This is a genomic window from Brenneria izadpanahii (assembly GCF_017569925.1).
GTDB lineage: Bacteria > Pseudomonadota > Gammaproteobacteria > Enterobacterales > Enterobacteriaceae > Brenneria > Brenneria izadpanahii.
Map to the genome: position 1 here is coordinate 782,999 of NZ_CP050854.1, position 20,380 is coordinate 803,378.

The 20,380-nt window shown below is 53.7% G+C and carries 21 protein-coding genes and 1 riboswitch; of the genes, 10 read left to right on the plus strand and 11 right to left on the minus strand.

Translation table 11 applies throughout. The annotated features are described in order from the left end of the window. Positions 1-10 precede the first annotated feature (10 nt). Positions 11-129, minus strand: a riboswitch (TPP riboswitch). A 42-nt stretch (positions 130-171) separates the two neighbouring features. Further along, positions 172-1,830, minus strand: coding sequence for an HTH-type transcriptional regulator SgrR (gene sgrR / locus HC231_RS03480; protein ID WP_208229743.1), 1,659 nt, complete (start codon positions 1,828-1,830; stop codon positions 172-174). Between the two features lie 90 nt (positions 1,831-1,920). Here sgrR and sgrT point away from each other — a divergent pair, with 90 nt between their 5' ends. Next, positions 1,921-2,085 carry a glucose uptake inhibitor SgrT gene (sgrT, locus tag HC231_RS03485; RefSeq protein WP_208229744.1) on the plus strand — a complete coding sequence of 55 codons (165 nt, stop codon included), beginning with the start codon at positions 1,921-1,923 and terminating at the stop codon, positions 2,083-2,085. A gap of 99 nt (positions 2,086-2,184) precedes the next feature. On the opposite strand, the gene phnE (HC231_RS03490) is transcribed toward sgrT, so the two are convergent. The 4 genes from phnE (HC231_RS03490) to phnD are packed head-to-tail and all read right to left on the minus strand — an operon-like array spanning position 2,185 to position 5,662. Then, on the minus strand, positions 2,185-3,003 hold the full coding sequence (phnE, locus tag HC231_RS03490; protein ID WP_208229745.1) for a phosphonate ABC transporter, permease protein PhnE: 819 nt from the start codon (positions 3,001-3,003) through the stop codon (positions 2,185-2,187). Next, on the minus strand, positions 3,003-3,809 hold the full coding sequence (gene phnE, locus HC231_RS03495) for a phosphonate ABC transporter, permease protein PhnE (RefSeq protein WP_208229746.1): 807 nt from the start codon (positions 3,807-3,809) through the stop codon (positions 3,003-3,005). Before phnE (HC231_RS03495) ends, phnE (HC231_RS03490) begins: the two co-directional genes overlap by 1 nt. Continuing rightward, the gene (phnC, locus tag HC231_RS03500) at positions 3,809-4,645 is read right to left on the minus strand and encodes a phosphonate ABC transporter ATP-binding protein (protein WP_208229747.1); all 837 of its coding nucleotides are present in this window, start codon (positions 4,643-4,645) and stop codon (positions 3,809-3,811) included. The genes phnE (HC231_RS03495) and phnC overlap by 1 nt, the downstream gene beginning before the upstream one ends. A gap of 54 nt (positions 4,646-4,699) precedes the next feature. Beyond that, the gene (phnD, locus tag HC231_RS03505; RefSeq protein WP_208229748.1) at positions 4,700-5,662 is read right to left on the minus strand and encodes a phosphate/phosphite/phosphonate ABC transporter substrate-binding protein; all 963 of its coding nucleotides are present in this window, start codon (positions 5,660-5,662) and stop codon (positions 4,700-4,702) included. Positions 5,663-6,087: 425 nt separating this feature from the next. On the opposite strand from phnD, the gene HC231_RS03510 reads away from it, so the two are divergent. Then, positions 6,088-6,588: a P-loop NTPase family protein gene (locus HC231_RS03510; RefSeq protein ID WP_208229749.1), complete on the plus strand. Its 501-nt coding sequence runs from the start codon at positions 6,088-6,090 to the stop codon at positions 6,586-6,588. Between the two features lie 118 nt (positions 6,589-6,706). Here HC231_RS03510 and leuD read toward each other — a convergent pair whose 3' ends face one another. From leuD to leuL, 5 genes are all read right to left on the minus strand, one after another. Then, the gene (leuD, locus tag HC231_RS03515) at positions 6,707-7,309 is read right to left on the minus strand and encodes a 3-isopropylmalate dehydratase small subunit (protein WP_208229750.1); all 603 of its coding nucleotides are present in this window, start codon (positions 7,307-7,309) and stop codon (positions 6,707-6,709) included. 13 nt (positions 7,310-7,322) lie between these two features. After that, complete coding sequence (gene leuC / locus HC231_RS03520; protein ID WP_208231205.1) at positions 7,323-8,723, minus strand: 3-isopropylmalate dehydratase large subunit; 1,401 nt, start codon at positions 8,721-8,723, stop codon at positions 7,323-7,325. A gap of 2 nt (positions 8,724-8,725) precedes the next feature. Continuing rightward, positions 8,726-9,817 (minus strand): 3-isopropylmalate dehydrogenase, encoded by a 1,092-nt coding sequence (leuB, locus tag HC231_RS03525; RefSeq protein WP_208229751.1) that lies wholly within the window; start codon positions 9,815-9,817, stop codon positions 8,726-8,728. Further along, positions 9,817-11,397, minus strand: a complete 1,581-nt coding sequence (leuA, locus tag HC231_RS03530) for a 2-isopropylmalate synthase (protein ID WP_208229752.1) — start codon at positions 11,395-11,397, stop codon at positions 9,817-9,819. The genes leuB and leuA overlap by 1 nt, the downstream gene beginning before the upstream one ends. 91 nt (positions 11,398-11,488) lie before the next feature. Further along, positions 11,489-11,572, minus strand: a complete 84-nt coding sequence (leuL, locus tag HC231_RS24305; RefSeq protein WP_208231206.1) for a leu operon leader peptide — start codon at positions 11,570-11,572, stop codon at positions 11,489-11,491. Between the two features lie 257 nt (positions 11,573-11,829). Here leuL and ilvI point away from each other — a divergent pair, with 257 nt between their 5' ends. The 5 genes from ilvI to def all read left to right on the plus strand — a co-directional run bounded on the left by ilvI (position 11,830) and on the right by def (position 17,260). Beyond that, a complete protein-coding gene (gene ilvI / locus HC231_RS03540) occupies positions 11,830-13,548 on the plus strand; it encodes an acetolactate synthase 3 large subunit (RefSeq protein WP_208229753.1) in 1,719 nt (572 codons plus the stop codon). Between the two features lie 2 nt (positions 13,549-13,550). After that, entirely contained in the window at positions 13,551-14,042 is a 492-nt protein-coding gene (ilvN, locus tag HC231_RS03545) for an acetolactate synthase small subunit (RefSeq protein ID WP_208231207.1), read from the plus strand. A gap of 373 nt (positions 14,043-14,415) precedes the next feature. Next, positions 14,416-15,420, plus strand: a complete 1,005-nt coding sequence (gene cra, locus HC231_RS03550) for a catabolite repressor/activator (RefSeq protein ID WP_208229754.1) — start codon at positions 14,416-14,418, stop codon at positions 15,418-15,420. 83 nt (positions 15,421-15,503) lie between these two features. Further along, a complete protein-coding gene (locus tag HC231_RS03555; protein ID WP_208229755.1) occupies positions 15,504-16,736 on the plus strand; it encodes a DUF2075 domain-containing protein in 1,233 nt (410 codons plus the stop codon). 2 nt (positions 16,737-16,738) lie between these two features. Beyond that, complete coding sequence (gene def / locus HC231_RS03560; RefSeq protein ID WP_208229756.1) at positions 16,739-17,260, plus strand: peptide deformylase; 522 nt, start codon at positions 16,739-16,741, stop codon at positions 17,258-17,260. Positions 17,261-17,288: 28 nt separating this feature from the next. On the opposite strand, the gene HC231_RS03565 is transcribed toward def, so the two are convergent. Then, positions 17,289-17,762, minus strand: a complete 474-nt coding sequence (locus tag HC231_RS03565) for an L-alanine exporter AlaE (RefSeq protein ID WP_208229757.1) — start codon at positions 17,760-17,762, stop codon at positions 17,289-17,291. An 893-nt stretch (positions 17,763-18,655) separates the two neighbouring features. On the opposite strand from HC231_RS03565, the gene mraZ reads away from it, so the two are divergent. The 3 genes from mraZ to ftsL are packed head-to-tail and all read left to right on the plus strand — an operon-like array spanning position 18,656 to position 20,375. Further along, complete coding sequence (gene mraZ / locus HC231_RS03570) at positions 18,656-19,114, plus strand: division/cell wall cluster transcriptional repressor MraZ (RefSeq protein WP_208229758.1); 459 nt, start codon at positions 18,656-18,658, stop codon at positions 19,112-19,114. Between the two features lie 2 nt (positions 19,115-19,116). Next, complete coding sequence (gene rsmH / locus HC231_RS03575; RefSeq protein WP_208229759.1) at positions 19,117-20,058, plus strand: 16S rRNA (cytosine(1402)-N(4))-methyltransferase RsmH; 942 nt, start codon at positions 19,117-19,119, stop codon at positions 20,056-20,058. After that, positions 20,055-20,375, plus strand: a complete 321-nt coding sequence (ftsL, locus tag HC231_RS03580) for a cell division protein FtsL (protein ID WP_208229760.1) — start codon at positions 20,055-20,057, stop codon at positions 20,373-20,375. Before rsmH ends, ftsL begins: the two co-directional genes overlap by 4 nt. Positions 20,376-20,380: the final 5 nt, after the last annotated feature.

Below are 20,380 nucleotides of genomic sequence, written 5' to 3' on the forward strand. Positions count from 1 at the left end.
CTTTGAGTCAGCGATAAACACTCCCAAATCCCTTCGCCGGTATTAACCGGATCAGGTTCGACGGGTATTTTCTCAGCGAAAAACGTGTCGCGTAGGCGTTAAACGTTTTCCGCACCCCGTTGAGAACGCCCCTATTGTAAAGACTTATGGCAGGCGGCGAAAGTGAGACGCTTAGTTTTCCGGCGGCGCGAACCAGGCGGACTTAAAGTCAAACCACCCCAGGGTGTTCATACGGATGCCTCGCATACTGCGTTGCCCCTGAAGTTGCAGCCAGTTGTGAAACAGCGGATGTAACTGACAACTGCCGATAAGTTTTTCACTCCATTCCGCTATCGGCAGCGCTTTGCTGCGCCACAGGCCGGCGTCCTCATGCAGATCTTCATTAAGGCAATGCTGGATCAGCGGTTGCTCGTAAAATATGGCGAACAGCGAGAACTCCAGCGGCAGGTAGCAGTTGTTGCTGCACAGCCAGATATCGCTTTCCGCTTCGCCCCGATACCACTCTTCGTAACTGACCCTCTGTAACTCGAGCTGCACGCCTTGTTCCGCCAGCACCTTTTTCATAAGGTCGCCAATTACCTGATATTCAGGGTGTTCCCGGTAGAGCGTCAGGGTAATGCGCCGCAGATCCTGGGGCTTCTCCTGGGCGTCGACATGGCCGCGGTGATGCCAGCGCGGGAGCAGGCCGTAGGCTGGCGACCAGTCGCGCTGATGCGAAACATCCGTATGACGGAGCAGGGCGATCGGATTGAATATCTGGCACAGCCAGCGGCGCACCTCCAGCCGGCTAGCCTGCGCCGAGCGGGTGTCAAACAGCAGGAAATAGCAGCCTTCCTCCATGCGGCTTTCCAACTGGTTATGAGATGAATCATCCGATTCCAGATGCAAGGAGCAGGGATACATCTCGGTTGCGTCGGGAATAACCCAGATGTTGACCTCGTCAATCAGCGCCCGATAGCCGAAATAGTCATCGAACGCTTTGATTTTTAATTGATTATCGTTGTTGCGCGTTACCGCGTAAGGACCGGTTCCGATAGGCTGCCTGGCGAAATCGGGCAGGGTTCGCCACTCCTCAGGCAGAATCATCGCCGGAACGCTGCCGAGCAGCCAGGGCAACCAGTCGTCGGGGCTGCTCAGGCGGACATCAATCACAAACGGCATAGGGGAAGTCACCTTCTCAATATGCGAAAACAGCGGGAATTCGGTGAGCCGGGTAAGCGAGGTGATGACATCCGCCATAGTGAGTTCCCGTCCGTGGTGAAAACGAATGGAAGGGCGCAGATAAAACCGCCAGTGCAGCGGCGACAACATTTGCCAGTGATGGGCTAAATCGGGTTTTAGTTCCCCGTTTTCCTCATTTATGTTGGTCAGCGCGCTGAATATCTGGCGGGCAATATGCATTTCCGAACGGCGCAGCGCCGAGCCCGGCAGCAGATTGCGCAGCGGGCGATAATAAAGAATACGCAGGATATGTTTGCCCTGACGAAAGCTGCGGCCAAGATGCGAAAGCAGCATCTGCCGTACGGTTTCCTTATCGCCCACCAGTTGTACCAGTTGGTCGATGCGGTCCTGCTCCAGCAGATCTTCGGCCCGCTGCTGCTGCAGCGCCAGCCCGGTGTAAATAAAGGTCAGTTGTGAGCGCTTACTCCGACCGGCCTCCGCCTGCCAGATAAGCCACCCTTGTTTTTGCATGGCGCCGAGCAGCGAGCGGATATGGCGGCGAGAACAGCTTAATACCCCAGCCAGCTCTTGCAGCGTCGTTTCGGTGGTCTGCCCTTGATAGCGCTGCCACAGGCGAATGAACTGTTGTTGCAGACGAGATGAAGACATAAAAGAGGAACTCCCGGCGCTAAAGTCATCAATTTATCTTTCCTTATATTACGTTGATACTTTCATTCAATGAAAGCGGGGAGGTGGATTATGAAAGTTTCATCATTGTATCGGTTCTATCAGACCTATCTTTCTACGACCAAAGCCAAATGGTTGCGCGGCGTGTCCGCGCGGCAGCGAATCGAACTATTGCAGCAGGCTACGCAGTGGCAAATAGAAGATATGTCGGAAGAAGAGTACCGCCACTGGATATAACACCAGGTTCCGGGTAGACAAACATTCTGAGTAATGGTGCTATTTCACCAGCCAGCGAAACTTTCCGCTGGCTTTTTTTTCGCCTCAGGCTTCGTCCGTTCAGGTTATGGCCTTTCTTACCACCGCCGACACCCATTCCGACACCACGACGGTCAGCAGAATCACCAGAAATATTATCGTGATTTGCGGCCATGCCAGCATATTGAGCGAAGATTGAAGGTTAAGGCCAAGGCCGCCGGCTCCCACCAGGCCGAGAATGGCGGATTCGCGGATATTGATGTCCCAGCGGAATACGGTAATGCCAAACAGACTGGGCAGAATCTGCGGGACAATGGCGTAGTCAATGACCTGTAGCTGACTGGCGCCGGTCGCCATAACGGCTTCGACCTGCGTTTCATCTATCTCTTCGATCGCTTCATACAGCAGTTTTCCAATAAAACCAATGGAACGCAGCGCGATGGCGATAGTTCCGGCCATCATGCCGGGACCGAGTATCGAAACCAGCAGCAGCGCCCAGATCAATGAGTTGATGGAGCGTGACGAGACGATGATCAACAGCGCGATAGGGCGAATAAACGCTGCCGCCGGGGTGGTGTTGCGCGCCGCCAGAAAAGCGATGGGCACGGCGATAAGGGTGCCGCCCAGGGTGCCGAGCGTCGCCATATTCAGCGTATCCCACAGCGGAATAAGCAACTGCGGCAAATATGACCAGCGCGGAGGGAACGCGCGCGCCAGAATATCCTCGCCCTGGGCCGGCGCGTCGTAGACAAATGACCAAATGGTATCTTGGGTCATTAACTGCCAGCAAAAGAGGAAGAAGGCGGTAAGCGCCAGCCAACCCGCCCATTGCAGCAGTTCCGCGCCGGTTGTCTGATGACGCCATTCGGGGGACGGTGTTTTCGTCTTGAAGTCTGACATTATTGGATCCGTTTGCGGATAAGACTGGAAAAGTATTCCGCCGCCATAACGATGGCGATGATGATGATCAGGATGGCGCTGGCGCTATCATATTCGTAGCGGTCGATTGCCGTATTCAGCGTAGCGCCGATGCCCCCGGCGCCGACAATGCCGATGACGGCGGATTCGCGGAAATTGATATCGAACCGATAGAGCGAAAGCCCGATCAGCCGCGGCATCACCTGCGGTTGCACCGCATAGTTCAGCAGTTGCGGCCATGACGCGCCGGTCGATCGGATCGCTTCGATCTGCGCGGCGTCGGTTTCTTCAATATCTTCCGCCAGCAGTTTGGCGATAAAACCGATAGTGGCGAACGCCAACGTCAGGAATCCGGCGAACGGGCCGAAACCAAACATGGCCACCAGCAGGATGGCGATGATGATTTCCTGAAAGGCGCGCGAAACGGCGATAATGCTGCGGCAAATCATATAGATCGGCATCGGCGTCAGGTTGCGTGCGGCGCCTACCCCAATCGGAATCGAAAGCAGAATACCGACAATCGTCGCGCATACCGTCATGGTCAGGCTTTCCTGAAGGCCGGGAAGAATATCGCGCCAGCGTGAAACGAAATCCGGTTGCAGGAATCCCTGCAAGAAGCGCCAGCCCCGGTCAACACCTTCCCAGACGCGCCGCCAGTTCACTTCCATGGAGGAGAGCGCGGCCAACAGGTAGAGCGCGCATCCGCTATAGGCGAATCCGCGCACGGTTCTATTGCGGATAAAGCGGGGCGGCCGCCGCCAGGTAGTGGGGTGAGTTGTGGTAGTCATTACAGGCTCTCGACCATTTTTCCGGCAGGAAGATCCATATGGGCCGAAGGTTCCCCGGCTGCGTCATCCTTCGCCTGCTGGCGCATCGCCGCCCAGTCTTCTTCACCGTAAATGTGCGTCAGCGCGCTGTTGTCCAGCCGATCGGGCGATCCGTCAAAGACAATCTCTCCGGCGCGCAGGCCGATGATCCGTTCGACGAAATTCTGCGCAAGAACCACATCATGAATATTGATGATGGCCGGCAGCCCGCGTTCCCGGCAAATCTCGCTAATCAGCCGCATAATCTGCCGGGACGTTTTAGGATCGAGCGATGCCGTCGGTTCGTCGATCAGCAGCAGCTCAGGATCTTGCGCCAATGCGCGGGCGATGCCGACGCGCTGGCGCTGACCGCCTGACAGGGCGTCGGCGCGCTTGTCGACATGTTCTGACAGCCCCACCCGTTCCAGCAGCGCAAACGCATTCGCCACATCCTGCGGCGGATAACGGCGGAAAAAGCTGCGCCAGAAGGGCACATATCCCAAGCGGCCGGATAGTACGTTTTCCATCACGGTAAGCCGTTCGACCAACGCATATTCCTGAAAAATCATGCCGATACGCCGACGCAAAATCCGCAGCCGGGTACGCGAAATGTCGGTAATCTCTTCATTTTTCAGAAAAATACGGCCGTCGCTGGGTTCGACCAAACGGTTGATGCAGCGAATCAGCGTCGATTTACCCGCGCCAGAGGGACCAATCAGCCCGATAATCTGCCCGGCAGGCACCTCCAGGCTGACGTTTTTCAGCGCGTTATCGCCGGCGCGGTAAGTTTTGCTCAGGTTAGCGATGCGTAGCATCATGACCTCCGATACAGGTGGTGAGGCTGGCGTAGGCCAGCCCATCTTCATGTCGGGTCATTTGCATGTATAGGTGACGCCGTTGGCTTCATCTATCTGGCGAATTACCTGCCAGGTATCCTTGAAGGTGATGGGAATGAACGCTTCCTGCGGCGGCTCGGAGTGCTTGAACTCTTCAAGCAGTTTCGATCCTTCCCACTGGTAAGTGAAAAACGCTTTCTTAATCTTTTCCTGTAGTTCCGGCGTCAGGTTATGCGCCATGCCGTAACCGGTGGTGGGGAAAGTCTGGGACTTGTAGATCGACTTAACCTGATCGGCTTTCACCACGTCGCGCGCGATCATGCGGTTCAACACGGAGTTGGCGACGGCGGCGGCGGGGTAGTCATGGTTGGCGACGCCGAGGATGGAGTTGTCGTGCTTGCCGGAGAATACCGGTTCAAAGTCTTTGCCCGGCACCATTTTATATTCGGCTTTGAGAATTGCGGAGGGCGCTTTGTATCCGGAGTTCGAGGTTTCGGAAGTGAAGGCCAACTGTTTTCCTTTAATGTCCTCAACCTTTTCGATACCGGAACCCGGCCAGGTGATGATCTCCATTTCGTAGCCGAAAGCGCCTTGTTTGGAAGCCATCATCGCAAAGGGGTGGAAACCGGCGCAGGCTACGGCAATCGGGTTGCCGCCGGTATTGAATCCGGCCACATGCAGGCGGCCTGCCCGCATCGCTTCTATCTGCGCGGCATTGGACTGTACCGGGAAGAACTGAACCTTTTTCCCGGTCACGTTTGCCATATGATCGAGGAAGCCCTGCCAGATATCGGCGTACACCGCAGGATCTTCAACCGGGGTGTAGGCGAAGATCAGCGTATCGGGATCGACCTGCAGTTTCTTATCTGTCGGGGTATCGGCGACCATATCGCCATCCGCGTCGGTATAACGACTGTCCAGTTTGAATTCCGCCTGGGCGGGAAGGGCAAATGTGACTATAGACAGTGACAGCGCCAATGCTGCGTAACGCATTTTCATGACGTTCTCCATGTAGCCAGAAGTTAAATAAATTAAGTCGTAACAAGTTAAAGCTATCGATATTGGGTAAATTTAATCAGGGTGATTATTCGGCAGGTTTAATACGACTCGGTGATCGTTTAGCGACAGTTCTATGACAAGGGGCGGGGCTGAAAAGGGAACCTAACCGTTGAAAAGGATACATAGAGCCCAACTCTATGGCGTATGGATAAATTATGGGACTGTGCGTATCGAAATTTTCCGCATCCGATTTTATGCCCGCTGGCGTTGGCGGCGCGGCGGGACGTTCAGGCGTTTGCGGCAATTGTAAATCGTGGTCTGACATTGTATCGAATATCAGAAATCCGGATGACGACAGCAGGGTAGATGCGCTGATCAATATGATAGGAGTGATCTATGAGGCATCAAAAACGCTTCGCGAGCGAATGAATATTATCGATCGCGAGGGCGGGGTCGCCCTGCGCATTGTGCCTGACGGCGATATCCAGCATAGTTTTGGACATGCGGAGACGCTCATTGCGCAGCGGGAAGCGGTAATTGCGCAATCCACGGCGCAAAATGTGAAAGGCGGTCATTTTCGTCCGCTGAACATCATGCTGGTTGAGCTGACCAACATGAGCCGCGCCAATGACTTCCAACGGGTTATGACAAAATTCGATCGGGGCTATTGCAGTGTGGAAAGGGCCGCACATGATTTAGAGCAGGTTGAATATCAAACCACGCTGAATATGGGCCGATATTACAAAGAGGCGAGATCGGTTATTCAGAACCTGGATTACGGCGCTCCCTCTTTATGGTATTTGCAGGCAAACGGAGACGCATACTATCCCACCTTTGAGGATTACTTTATTAACATGTGCGATAGCGGACATACCGATGCTTACAGAAACAATTTGCATAAAATTATGAATGAGCGCTCTGCGTAAGGCGGGTGTTCCCCGGCTCTGGTCAGCCTGTTACCGGAGGTATTCAGCGCGGGTTATCGGACAAGATATCATTCCGCTCGCCGTCGATTCGGCGGGCGGAATGATTGTCAGATGACGATCAGTGGAGGAAAGACGGCTGTTTCAGTTCATAATCGGCGATGGCCGATTCGTGCTGCAACGTCAGTCCGATGCTGTCCAGTCCGTTGATCATGCAGTGGCGGCGGAAGGCGTCGATTTCAAACGGATAGCTTTTACCGCCGGCCAATACGGTCTGATTCTCCAGATCAACGGTGAAAGTCATGCCTTCTTCACCTTCGACCAGTTTGAACAGCGTATCAATATCCTCTTCGCTCAGCGTTACCGGCAACAGTTGGTTATTGAACGCGTTGCCGTAAAAAATATCGGCAAAACTCGGCGCGATCACCACCTTGAAGCCGTAATCGGTCAGCGCCCACGGCGCATGCTCGCGCGAAGAGCCGCAGCCGAAGTTTTCCCGCGCCAGCAGAATACTGGCGCCTTTATAGCGCGGCTTATTCAGCACGAAATCAGGATTAGGCTGTTGGCCGGACTCATCCAGAAAACGCCAGTCGTTGAACAGGTGCTGACCGAAACCGGTACGCGTCACCTTTTGCAGAAATTGCTTGGGAATAATCGCATCGGTATCAACGTTAGCGGCATCCAGAGGAACCACCAGACCAGTATGTTGAGTAAATTTAGTCATGTCGGCTTCTCTCTTAATTCAACTCGCGGATATCGGCAAAACGGCCGGTGACGGCGGCGGCGGCGGCCATCGCCGGGCTCACCAGATGCGTGCGTCCCGCGCGGCCCTGCCGGCCTTCGAAGTTACGGTTGCTGGTGGACGCACAGCGTTCGCCGGGGTTCAGGCGATCGTTGTTCATCGCCAGACACATGGAGCAACCGGGTAAACGCCATTCGAAGCCGGCTTCGATAAACACTTTATCCAGCCCTTCCAGTTCGGCCATGGTTTTTACCGGGCCGGAGCCTGGCACCACGATGGCCTGCACGCCGTCGGCGACTTTACGCCCTTTGGCGATTTCCGCCGCCGCACGCAAATCTTCGATACGCGAGTTGGTGCAGGAGCCGATGAACACTTTATCGATCGCCACCTCGGTCAGTTTGATGCCGGGCTGCAAATCCATATACGCCAGCGCTTTGGCGGCGGAAGCGCGTTCTACCGGATCGCTGAAGGATTCCGGCGCGGGGATCGTCTCATTGACGGCAATCACCTGGCCGGGGTTGGTTCCCCAGGTTACCTGCGGGGCGATATCGGCGGCGTTCAGCGTAACCACCGTGTCGAAAACGGCGTCGGCATCGGATTTCAGCGTGCTCCAGTAAGCGACGGCCGCATCCCAGTCCGCGCCTTTAGGCGCGAACTGACGTCCTTTCAGATAGGCGAACGTCGTTTCGTCGGGCGCGACCAAACCGGCCTTGGCGCCCATTTCAATCGCCATATTGCACAGCGTCATACGGCCTTCCATGCTCAGAGCCTGAATAGCTTTGCCGCAGAATTCAACCACATGGCCGGTGCCGCCTGCGCTGCCGGTTTTACCGATAATCGCCAGTACGATGTCTTTAGCGGTAATGCCCGGCGCGGCATCGCCGGCGACTTCAATCTTCATGGTTTTGGCGCGGCCCTGTTTCAGGGTCTGCGTAGCCATCACATGTTCAACTTCCGACGTGCCGATGCCGAAGGCCAGCGCGCCGAACGCGCCGTGCGTGGCGGTGTGGGAGTCGCCGCAGACGATGGTCATGCCCGGCAGCGTCATACCCTGTTCAGGGCCGATGACGTGAACGATCCCCTGATACGGGTGATTCAGGTCATACAACTGTACGCCGAATTCAGCGCAGTTTTTAATCAGTTCCTGCATCTGGATACGGGCCATTTCACCACAGGCGTTGATATCTTTGGTCTGGGTGGAGACGTTGTGATCCATGGTGGCAAAGGTTTTACCCGGCTGACGCAGTTTGCGCCCTTTAGCGCGCAGGCCGTCAAAGGCCTGCGGCGAGGTCACTTCATGCACCAGATGACGGTCAATATACAGCAAGGGCGTTTCATTCGGCGCTTCGTAGACGACATGCGCATCGAACAATTTTTGATATAACGTCTTACTCATCATCACGCCCCTTGTGCCACAAACCGGGCGATGATGTCGCCCATTTCATCGGTGCCGACCGCATTGCCTGCGCTGGCCAGATCCGCCGTGCGATAGCCTTCGGCCAGCGCCGTGTTAACCGCTTTTTCGATAGCGGCGGCGGCATCATCAGCCCCCAGGCTGTAACGTAACAGCAGCGCCAGAGACAAAATCTGCGCAATCGGGTTGGCGATATTTTTACCTGCGATATCCGGCGCTGAACCGCCAGCCGGCTCGTACAGACCAAAACCCTGTTCGTTCAGGCTGGCGGACGGCAGCATGCCCATCGAACCGGTGATCATGGCGCATTCGTCGGACAGAATGTCGCCGAACAGGTTGGAGCACAGCACCACGTCGAACTGTGAAGGATCTTTGATCAGCTGCATGGTGGCGTTGTCGATATACATATGCGACAGCTTCACGTCAGGGTAGCTTTTAGCGATTTCATTGACGATTTCACGCCACAGGATGGAGCTTTGCAGTACGTTGGCTTTGTCAATGGAGGTGACGATGCTGCGACGCTTACGGGCTGATTCGAAAGCGATATGGGCGATACGCTCAATCTCGAAGCGGTGATAAACCTCGGTATCGAATGCGCGTTCGTACTGACCGCTGCCTTCGCGGCCTTTCGGCTGGCCGAAGTAGATGCCGCCGGTCAGTTCACGCACGCACAGAATATCGAAGCCTTTGGCGGCGATATCGCCGCGCAGCGGACAGAAGGCTTCCAGCCCTTGATACAGACGCGCCGGACGCAGGTTGCTGAACAGGCGGAAATGCTTACGCAACGGCAGTAACGCGCCGCGCTCCGGCTGTTCGTTCGGGGGCAGATGTTCCCATTTCGGACCGCCGACGGAACCAAACAGGATCGCATCGGCCTGTTCGCAGCCGGCAATGGTTGACTGCGGCAGCGGCATACCTTGACGGTCAATGGCAATGCCGCCCACGTCGTATTCGCTGGTGGTAATGCGCATATCGAAACGTTGACGTACTGCTTCCAATACTTTGTGGGCCTGAACCATCACTTCCGGGCCAATACCGTCTCCGGGTAAGACGGCAATATGGTAACTCTTTGTCATCACACTGTTTCCTGACTATTTTGTTGTTTGCTGTTGTGCTGCTGCAGACGTTGAATTTCTTTTTCTACCTGCTGAGCGCGTTTGATATTGTTCAGGACGTTCACCATCGCCTGAGCAGAAGATTCGACAATATCCGTCGCCAAGCCGACGCCGTGGAAACGGCGGCCCTGATAATCCGCTACGATATCTACCTGACCCAGCGCATCTCTGCCTTGTCCTTTGGCGGTCAGTTGATATTTAACCAGTGAAACCTGGTATCCGGTGAGACGGTTAATCGCCTGATAGACGGCGTCGACCGGGCCGTTGCCGGTAGCGGCTTCGGATTGCGTTTCATCGCCGCACTCCAGTTTAACCGATGCGGTCGCCATCATGCTGGAACCGGATTGTACGCTGAAATAGTCCAGACGATAAAATTCCGCGTCTTCTTGCTTATTGTTGATGAACGCCAACGCTTCCAGATCATAATCGAAAACCTGACCTTTTTTGTCTGCCAGTTTCAGGAATTCGGCGTACAAATTATCCAGGTTGTAGTCGCTATCTTTATAGCCCATCTCTTCCATGCGGTGTTTCACGGCGGCGCGGCCGGAACGCGAGGTCAGATTCAACTGTACTTCTTTCAGACCGATGGATTCCGGCGTCATGATTTCGTAGTTTTCGCGGTTTTTCAGTACGCCGTCCTGGTGGATGCCGGACGAGTGGGCAAACGCGTTTGAACCGACGACCGCCTTATTGGCCGGGATCGGCATGTTGCAAATCTGGCTGACCAGTTGGCTGGTGCGATAGATTTCCTGATGATTGATATCGGTATGAACATTCAGGATGTCATGACGGGTTTTTATCGCCATGATCACCTCTTCCAGCGCGCAGTTGCCGGCGCGTTCGCCGATGCCGTTCAGCGTGCCTTCCACCTGGCGGGCTCCGGCGTGAACCGCCGCCATCGCATTGCCTACCGCCAGCCCCAGATCGTCATGGGTGTGAACGGAAATGATAGCCTTATCGATATTGGGCACGCGCTCGTACAGAGAAGCGATGATATTGCCGAATTCATGGGGCATGGTATAGCCGACGGTATCCGGAATGTTGATCGTGCGGGCGCCGGCGGCGATCGCCGCCTCCACGACCCGGCTCAGATCCGCAATCGGCGTACGGCCTGCGTCTTCGCAGGAAAACTCGACGTCGTCAGTGTAGTTGCGCGCGTGTTTGATCATATAGATGGCGCGTTCGATAACGTCATCCAACGTACTGCGCAGTTTGGTGGCGATATGCATCGGCGAGGTGGCGATAAAGGTATGGATGCGGAATGCATCCGCCACGCGCAGCGCCTCGGCGGCCACGTCAATATCCTTTTCTACACAGCGAGTCAGTCCGCAGACCCGGCTATTTTTAACGTGACGGGCGATAGTCTGTACGGATTCGAAATCGCCGGGTGAGGAAACCGGAAAGCCAACTTCCATTACGTCGACGCCCATTCTTTCCAGCGCCAGCGCAATCTGGAGCTTCTCTTTCACGCTCAGACTGGCCTGCAGAGCCTGTTCTCCGTCACGTAATGTGGTATCAAAAATAATCACTTGTTGGCTCATCGGTTTGATTCCTTATCGTATTTACTTGGCGCCCGGCGAGTAAAAAAAAACCCGCGCATCGGCGCGGGTTTTTTTATTGGATGGTTTGAAATCAGTTCTGAATTCCGCCCACCGGCATACCGCGCAACGTAGATGCGTTTAGTAGTAGGCCTAGTAGGAAGGAGTAGTTGAACATGATGTCTCGTCATCTGAAATTGATTCGCTGGCTCTATTGGTACTTGATTTGCAGGGTTATGTCAATATTTGATTTCTTCCGATGCGGGGCAACCGAACGCTAAAACCCCCGCCTGGCGCGTTGTGCGCGCCGTCAAATAACATTGCGGTTTTGAACGATAACGGTAGACTGCTGCCAATTAACAGTATTAAAACAAACGCGGGGATCTCCCCGCCGATATGAAGCGTCCCTGTTTTTTGAACAAAAGAGGCAAACCCATGGAGATGTTGTCAGGCGCCGAGATGGTGGTCCGATCGTTAATCGATCAGGGCGTGAAACATGTGTTCGGCTATCCCGGCGGTGCGGTGCTGGATATTTATGATGCCTTGCATACCGTTGGCGGTATTGAACACATTTTAGTCCGCCATGAACAGGGCGCGGTGCATATGGCCGACGGCTATGCGCGTGCTACAGGCGAAGTCGGCGTTGTGCTGGTGACATCTGGTCCCGGCGCCACCAACGCGATTACCGGTATCGCTACCGCCTATATGGATTCGATCCCCATGGTGGTGCTTTCCGGCCAGGTCGCTACGTCCCTGATTGGCTATGATGCTTTTCAGGAGTGCGACATGGTGGGAATTTCCCGCCCGATAGTGAAGCACAGCTTTCTGGTCAAGCAGGCGGAAGATGTTCCGACCATACTGAAAAAAGCGTTTTATCTGGCGTCCAGCGGCCGTCCCGGCCCGGTGGTGGTGGATTTACCGAAAGACGTTATGAACCCGGCCAATAAGCTGCCTTACATGTATCCCGATCACGTCAGCATGCGTTCATACAATCCGACGGTTCAGGGGCATAAAGGTCAAATCCGGCGCGCGTTGCAAACGCTGCTGACGGCGGAAAGGCCCGTTATCTACAGCGGCGGCGGCGTCATCACCTCCGACAGTCATCAGGAACTGCGGGCGCTGGCGGAAAAACTCAATTTGCCGGTCGCGACTTCGTTGATGGGATTGGGCGGCTTCCCCGGCACGCATCGTCAATGTTTGGGCATGCTCGGCATGCATGGTACTTATGAAGCCAATATGGCGATGCACCACGCCGATGTGATTTTTGCCGTCGGGGTTCGTTTTGACGATCGCACCACCAATAATCTGGAAAAATATTGCCCTGACGCCACGGTGTTGCACATCGATATCGATCCGGCGTCGATTTCCAAAACCGTTTCCGCGGATATTCCGATCGTCGGCGACGCCAAGCAGGTATTAACCCTGATGCTGGAACTGCTGGCGCAGGATGACGCTCAGCAGCAGTTCGACGCGCTGCGCGACTGGTGGCAGAATATCGAGCAATGGCGGGCCCGCCATTGTCTGAAATACAGTCAGGATGGCGATAGCATAAAACCGCAGGCGGTAATCGAAACCCTATACCGCTTGACGAAGGGCGATGCTTATGTGGCCTCGGACGTGGGGCAGCATCAGATGTTCGCCGCGCTTTACTACCAATTCGATCTCCCGCGCCGTTGGGTTAACTCCGGCGGCCTGGGCACTATGGGATTCGGCTTGCCCGCCGCGTTGGGCGTCAAGCTGGCGCTGCCGGAAGAAACGGTGATCTGCATAACCGGCGACGGCAGTATCCAGATGAATATTCAGGAACTCTCTACCGCGCTGCAATATGGTTTGCCGATTGTGGTGGTTAACCTGAACAACCGTTTCCTCGGCATGGTGAAGCAGTGGCAGGATATGATTTATTCCGGTCGTCACTCCAGCTCGTATATGGAATCATTGCCGGATTTCGTCAAGCTGGCGGAAGCCTATGGCCATATCGGTATTTCCATCGACACGCCTGACGAGTTGGAAGGCAAGCTGGCGCAAGCGTTGGCGCAAAAACATCGTCTGGTGTTTGTGGATGTCAAAGTGGACAGCAACGAGCATGTTTATCCCATGCAGATCCGCGGCGGCGGGATGGATGAAATGTGGCTAAGCAAAACGGAGAGGACCTGATCATGCGGCGGATTTTATCGGTATTACTTGAAAATGAATCGGGTGCATTGTCGCGCGTCGTCGGCCTGTTCTCTCAGCGCGGCTACAATATCGAAAGTTTGACCGTTGCGCCCACTGACGATCCGACGCTGTCGCGTATGACCATTCAAACGGTCGGCGATGAAAAAGTGCTGGAGCAGATAGAGAAGCAACTGCATAAGCTGGTGGATGTTTTACGCGTCAGCGAACTGGGGCAGGGTTCCCACGTTGAGCGTGAAATCATGCTGGTGAAACTGCAGGCTACGGGCTATGGCCGTGAAGAGGTCAAACGTTGCGCGGAGATTTTCCGCGGGCAGATTGTCGATGTCACCACCTCGCTTTATACCGTGCAGTTGGCGGGAACCAGCGACAAGCTGGATGCGTTCCTTAACGCGGTTCGTGAAGTGGCGGAGATTGTGGAAGTCGCGCGTTCGGGGATCGTCGGCGTATCCCGCGGCGATAAAATCATGCGCTAGGCTATTTTTTCGCGGTTTTTTCGTTTAAGAGGCCCGATAATTGCGTCGGGCCTCTTAATTTTTTCCGTCGATATCTTATATATACCCATAGATTTCGAGATGCGGGAAGGCGGCGACGCAGAGAATCCCCGGCGGCTTATGCCAGTAAGTGACCGGGGTGAGCGAGGAAAGCCAACGCGCCTGCAACTTGAAAGATGAAGGGTATATCATCCCATAGACGACGGCGTTCGGACGGGCGGTACTCTGAAATATTAAGCATATATGATAAAAGCTGTTGCTGTTCGGGGTTGTCTGCGGTTAGATCTACGCCATATCCATGATGAGCTTATGGTCATAGCTCTACTTAATTTATCCGGCTTACTAAGGGGTTATCGTGAAACTGGATGAAATTGCGCGTCTTGCGGGTGTTTCACGCACTACAGCCAGTTATGTGATCAATGGAAAAGCAAAACAGTATCGCGTTAGCGATAAGACCGTTGAAAAAGTCATGGCAGTGGTCAGAGAGCATAATTATCATCCCAATGCCGTTGCTGCCGGGTTGCGTGCCGGACGCACGCGTTCCATTGGGCTGGTTATTCCCGATTTGGAAAATACCAGCTATACCAGGATAGCCAATTATCTGGAGCGTCAGGCCCGGCAGCGCGGATATCAGCTGTTGATCGCCTGTTCTGAAGATCAGCCTGATAACGAGATGCGCTGCATCGAACATCTGCTGCAACGTCAGGTTGATGCCATCATCGTGTCAACGGCGCTGCCGCCTGAACACCCGTTCTATCAGCGCTGGGCGAAGGATAGCTTGCCGATTATCGCGCTGGACCGGGCCTTGGATCGCGAACACTTTACCAGCGTGGTGGGCGCCGATCTTGAAGATGCCGAAATGTTGGCGCAGGAACTGAGAAAAATTCCGGCCGAATCGGTGCTTTACCTGGGCGCTTTACCTGAACTCTCCGTCAGTTTTCTGCGTGAGCAGGGTTTTCGCCAGGCCTGGGCCGGCGATCCTCGTGAAGTTCATTACCTGTATGCCAATAGCTATGAACGCGCGGTGGCGGCTACGGTATTTGCCGAATACCTTAAAGATCATCCGATGCCCAAGGCGTTATTCACCACAGCCTTCCCGCTGTTGCAAGGCGTGATGGATGTGACGTTGAAAATGAGCGGGCGCTTGCCGAATAATCTGGCAATCGCCACCTTTGGCGATAATGAACTGCTGGATTTTCTGGAGTGCCCGGTTTTATCCGTCGCCCAGCGTCACCGTGAAGTGGCCGAGCGCGTGCTGGAACTGGTATTGGCCAGTCTGGACGAGCCGAAAAGACCGAAGCCGGGGCTTAACCGTATCCGCCGCAACCTCTATCGCCGGGGTTCGTTAAGCCGCCGTTAACACCGCCGGTTATTGCGCCATATGACGGGAGAGTATGGCGCCTGCTTGCAATGGACCGCGACATTCATAAATCAGTAAGTAACATGTCAGAAATTAATCAGGCCAGCTTCAAGCTATCGCCGGGAAAAAAACTTTCGCAAGAGCAGAGCGCCTTAAAACGCAGTATCGAGGCATTCCTGAATACTCATCGGCGCGATCAACACGCTTTCTTTGTTATTCATGGCGAAGCCGGCACCGGCAAAAGCGTTTTATTGAATTCCATCTTTTGCGATCTGCAAACTCACGCCCGTCTGCAGCCGCAACATCCCCTCTACGGCAGCGAAAACTATCTGCTGGTCAATCATCCCGAAATGCTTAAAGCCTATAAAAATGCGACGGATAATCAGCCGAGCCTGAGGAAAAAGGACTATGAACGGCCAACCACGTTTATCAACCGCATGGATAAACGCGGCGTAGCGGCGGATATCGTTCTGGTTGATGAAGCGCATCTGCTGCTGACCCGGCGCGATAGCTATAACCACTTTTTTCAGGACAATCATCTGGATGAGATTATTCGTCTGTCCCGGATTGTGGTTCTGGTTTTTGATGAACAGCAGGTGCTGAAATTCAAAAGCCTGTGGAGCGAAAGCCAGCTATCGCGCATTATGAACCGATGGCCGCATGAGGTTTACGTGTTGCAACATCAGTTCAGAATGCGCGCCAATGAGGCCGTTCAACATTGGATCCGCCGTTTTTGCCAGCGGCAGCTATTACCTTTGCCAGTCGCTGACAGCGGAGACAACGCTTTCGAAATCAGGGTATTCGATGATGCGCAGGCGATGTATGACGCTGTAAAAGAGAAAAATGTTTGCAGCGGGTTGTCGAGAATGCTGTCAACTTACGACTACCCATATCGGCTGGACGGGCAGGATTATTTTATTGAGGAAGGGCGATTCCGTTTGCGCTGGGATCGCTCAAAGCCCAACGAACGATTGCCGTGGGCGGAGCGCGCAGACACCATTGATGAAGTGGGATCGGTCTATACCGTTCAGGGGTTTGATCTGAACTATGTCGGTCTGATCCTGGGGCCATCCGTGGCGTGGGATGAACAGCGAGGAGCGATTACGCTCGATCCCGCCAGATACGAGGACAGCGCCGCCTTTCAGGGCAAGGCCCGGATAGATGATAGCGAGGCGGTGAAAGAGCGCATCATGCTCAATGCCATCAATGTGTTGATGACTCGCGCCATCCATGGTCTCTATCTTTATGCCCATGATGTAAAACTGCGTGCAAAACTCATGTCGCTACAGAACAAGTCGCGAATTCAAGGGAGATAACGATGACCGCAACTGAGGTACTCTGGATCGACGACCAGAGAATGAAACAGGTTTCCCATTCTGTCGATGCCATTGATGATAGCGTTAAGGCGGTGGTCGAACAGATGTTTGCCGTCATTGATGAGATGAAGGATTCCGGGCTTGCGGCTATTCAGCTCGGCATTCCGCTGCGTATTGTCGTGATAGATATGCCCGATGAGCATGGTAAACGCCAGCGTCTGGCTTTGATTAATCCGCAGATAACCGAATTTTCGCCAGAGAAAACCTCGCACCTGGAGCTATGTTCTTCCATTCCTGGGCATCCTATGCCGGCGGAACGCTCAAAACGGGTGAAAGTGGCATTTCTCGATCTGGAAGGCTGCACGCAAGAGATTGACGCCGGCGGGGAGTTCGCCGTGTGCCTGCAACATGAAATCGATCATCTGGACGGCCTGTCGCTTATCGATAATCTGTCTGATCTGAAGCGTAACCGCCTTAAGGCGCAGCTTGCAAAACAGCGCCGTAAGACGGCCTCACGTCAGTGAGGCCGGTTATCTGGGTACATGCGGGGAATTAATTCGGCTGCCGCCTGTTGGTATGATGAAATTGAGCGGGTAGCGTCACTCTGAATAACCGGCGGCAGTATTCCAGGAAGTAGCCATACAGCACGCCCATCGCCATGGAAACAACCGCATTGCTGGCAACGGCGGTCAGTATTTGTGACGAGTCGGCCCCGATATACCAAAGAATGGCAAGATAAACCGGAGACTGAAAGCTGACATACGCGAACAGGTCGGCAAGGTTGCGTATCAGGAAATGTGCGGAGGTATGGCGTTTAGCCATGCCAAGCACCCAATCGCGGTAAAGCCCATAGGGCCAGGCAATAACGATATTGACCGGAATGGACAGCAGACGCGAGGAGAACGATTGTTCAAGACTCATGCCAGATAGCCCTACTTCAATCACCATGCCGGTGATAAAGCAGTAAATGACCAGCGCAAAGGTATCTGCGGTCGCATTACGTAATCGTGATGTAGGGGAACACATACCAACCCACTCCAGTTTTAGGCGCGAATCGAACAAAAATCAGAGTAAAGATTAAGTTCTGGTTTTTTGTTTTGCTTTTTAAATTTCGAGTAGTGTACATCACTGCTATATCGCTTAATAAGTAGCTAAAAATATTTATTTTTGACCTTTCGGTCAGCTTTCTCGCTATTTTATTTTTAGCAATTCAGGGAATCGCTAGTTTATGGCGCGATGATTATTAAAGTCTTTATTAAACAATTGGTTATTGTTTTTCTTGCCCCGGTCGCGCATGCATATAGGCGTATTAATGAAAAGGGATAATGTGAGGATGATAATAAATAACCGGAATAGGCTATCCCGCTTTTAACAACCGTGGTCAGATGTTAAAAAGAGATAATTAATCTGTTTATATAAACAGTGTTTTTATTTCCTCTGATCGAAAAGTTGGCGGAGGGGAAACGTAAATTAAGATCTATCCGGCGATTAATAAAGAAGCGATAGCGGGGGATAGCAAAAATGTGACGTTGAGCAAAGGTTGCCGATAGCGGTATAATTGCGCCCATGAGCGCAGGCCTTGTCAGGTCAGGCCTGAGGCGAGATAAGACTATTCTGGAAATATTTATATTTGGTTTCAGTCTGTGACATTAAAAATAATTATCTGATGCGGATTTATTGCTATATCTTGATGAAAAGTTATTTCCCGAGTGAATTTTTCTTAAATTTTCATGACGTTAATCTTTATTAATTATCCAACCTTATTTTTTTTACCCTCATGCCGGCCTCAATTCATGCAGAAATAATTCCAAAGCACACCCGCTCTGGCTTGACAAGGTTTTCATACCCTCCGTACACTCTTCAATGTGGGAATTTGTGGGATAAAGTGGTGAAAAAGGTTATGAAGGGGTAACTCAGGAATGTTTCGTGGGGCTACGCTGGTTAACCTCGACAGCAAGGGGCGGCTCGCCGTACCTACTCGTTATCGGGATACGCTGAACGAGGAATCGCAAGGTCAAATGGTCTGCACCATTGATCTTCATCAGCCGTGCCTGCTGCTTTACCCCCTGCCTGAGTGGGAAATTATTGAACAGAAGCTCTCTCGTCTGTCGAGCATGGTTCCCGCCGAACGCCGTATTCAGCGTTTGCTGTTGGGGCATGCCAGCGAGTGTCAGATGGATAATGCGGGGCGTTTATTAATCGCCAGTACGTTACGGCAACACGCAGGTCTTACAAAAGAAGTGATGCTGGTCGGACAGTTCAACAAGTTTGAGCTGTGGGATGAACAGACTTGGTATCAACAGGTCAAGGAAGATATCGACGCAGAACAGTTGGCTCAGGAACCGTTATCTGAGCGATTGCAGGACTTATCACTATAGTCATGCCGGAAAATTATAAACACACAACCGTACTGTTGGATGAAGCCGTTAACGGCCTGAACATCCGCAGCAACGGAATCTATATAGACGGTACTTTTGGCCGTGGCGGCCACTCTCGCCTTATTCTTTCCCAATTGGGGCCGGAAGGACGTTTACTGGCTATCGATCGCGACCCTCAGGCTATTGAGGCCGCCAAAGCGATAGACGATCCGCGGTTTTCTATTATTCATGGCCCGTTTTCCGCGCTGGCCGACTACATGGCAGAACGCGATCTTACCGGTCGTATCGACGGCGTGTTGCTGGATTTGGGCGTATCTTCGCCGCAGCTTGACGATCCCGAACGCGGTTTCTCATTTATGCGGGACGGTCCGCTGGATATGCGCATGGATCCCACCCGCGGGGTTTCGGCGGCGGAATGGTTGATGAACGCGGAAGCGGAAGATATCGCCTGGGTATTAAAAACCTTCGGTGAAGAGCGTTTCGCCAAGCGTATTGCCCGCGCCATTGTGGAACGTAACCGCACGGAGCCGATGACGCGAACCAAAGAACTGGCCGAATTGATTGCCGCCGCCAGTCCGATTCGCGAAAAGCACAAACATCCGGCGACGCGCAGTTTCCAGGCCATCCGAATTTATATCAACAGCGAGCTGGAAGAGATTGAGCAGGCATTGAACGGCGCGTTGAGCGTATTGGCTCCGCATGGCCGACTGTCGGTCATTAGCTTCCATTCGCTGGAAGACAGAATCGTGAAGCGCTTTATTCGTCATCAGAGCCGCGGTCCGCAGGTGCCGGCGGGCATGCCGTTGACGGAAGAACAACTTCGCAGCCAGGGCGGGCAGACGCTTAAGTCGGTAGGAAAAATGATGCCTTCGGCTGAAGAAGTGGCTGAAAATCCGCGGGCTCGCAGCTCGGTCCTGCGGTTTGCCGAGAGGTTGCCGGCATGATAGGCAATGAGCGTCACGGCCTGGTCGGGGTTATTGGCGAGGATCTGCTGCGTAACGCCAAGATCCCGGTGTTGCTGATGATCGCGGTGTTGATTTCTGCGGTGTTTGTCGTGACGACGGCGCACAAAACGCGTTTATTGACCGCAGAACGAGAACGGCTACTACTGGAGCGAGATGCACTGGATATTGAATGGCGTAACCTGATTTTGGAAGAGAATTCGCTAGGGGATCATAGCCGCGTTGAGCGGATCGCGACGGAGAAACTGCAAATGGGGCATGTTGATCCGTCACAGGAAAATATTGTGGTCAAGCAATGAACTAA

Excerpts from the sequence above, each read along its gene's own strand:
- HC231_RS03555 (WP_208229755.1), top strand. The coding sequence starts at position 15,504 with ATGTCAGAAATTAATCAGGCCAGCTTCAAGCTATCGCCGGGAAAAAAA.
- leuD (WP_208229750.1), bottom strand. The coding sequence starts at position 7,309 with ATGACTAAATTTACTCAACATACTGGTCTGGTGGTTCCTCTGGATGCC.
- phnE (WP_208229746.1), bottom strand. The coding sequence starts at position 3,809 with ATGACTACCACAACTCACCCCACTACCTGGCGGCGGCCGCCCCGCTTT.
- def (WP_208229756.1), top strand. The coding sequence starts at position 16,739 with ATGACCGCAACTGAGGTACTCTGGATCGACGACCAGAGAATGAAACAG.
- ftsL (WP_208229760.1), top strand. The coding sequence starts at position 20,055 with ATGATAGGCAATGAGCGTCACGGCCTGGTCGGGGTTATTGGCGAGGAT.
- mraZ (WP_208229758.1), top strand. The coding sequence starts at position 18,656 with ATGTTTCGTGGGGCTACGCTGGTTAACCTCGACAGCAAGGGGCGGCTC.
- phnC (WP_208229747.1), bottom strand. The coding sequence starts at position 4,645 with ATGATGCTACGCATCGCTAACCTGAGCAAAACTTACCGCGCCGGCGAT.
- leuC (WP_208231205.1), bottom strand. The coding sequence starts at position 8,723 with ATGAGTAAGACGTTATATCAAAAATTGTTCGATGCGCATGTCGTCTAC.
- HC231_RS03510 (WP_208229749.1), top strand. The coding sequence starts at position 6,088 with ATGAATATTATCGATCGCGAGGGCGGGGTCGCCCTGCGCATTGTGCCT.
- leuA (WP_208229752.1), bottom strand. The coding sequence starts at position 11,397 with ATGAGCCAACAAGTGATTATTTTTGATACCACATTACGTGACGGAGAA.
- HC231_RS03565 (WP_208229757.1), bottom strand. The coding sequence starts at position 17,762 with ATGTGTTCCCCTACATCACGATTACGTAATGCGACCGCAGATACCTTT.
- leuL (WP_208231206.1), bottom strand. The coding sequence starts at position 11,572 with ATGTTCAACTACTCCTTCCTACTAGGCCTACTACTAAACGCATCTACG.
- leuB (WP_208229751.1), bottom strand. The coding sequence starts at position 9,817 with ATGACAAAGAGTTACCATATTGCCGTCTTACCCGGAGACGGTATTGGC.
- rsmH (WP_208229759.1), top strand. The coding sequence starts at position 19,117 with ATGCCGGAAAATTATAAACACACAACCGTACTGTTGGATGAAGCCGTT.
- ilvI (WP_208229753.1), top strand. The coding sequence starts at position 11,830 with ATGGAGATGTTGTCAGGCGCCGAGATGGTGGTCCGATCGTTAATCGAT.
- ilvN (WP_208231207.1), top strand. The coding sequence starts at position 13,551 with ATGCGGCGGATTTTATCGGTATTACTTGAAAATGAATCGGGTGCATTG.
- sgrR (WP_208229743.1), bottom strand. The coding sequence starts at position 1,830 with ATGTCTTCATCTCGTCTGCAACAACAGTTCATTCGCCTGTGGCAGCGC.
- phnD (WP_208229748.1), bottom strand. The coding sequence starts at position 5,662 with ATGAAAATGCGTTACGCAGCATTGGCGCTGTCACTGTCTATAGTCACA.
- phnE (WP_208229745.1), bottom strand. The coding sequence starts at position 3,003 with ATGTCAGACTTCAAGACGAAAACACCGTCCCCCGAATGGCGTCATCAG.
- sgrT (WP_208229744.1), top strand. The coding sequence starts at position 1,921 with ATGAAAGTTTCATCATTGTATCGGTTCTATCAGACCTATCTTTCTACG.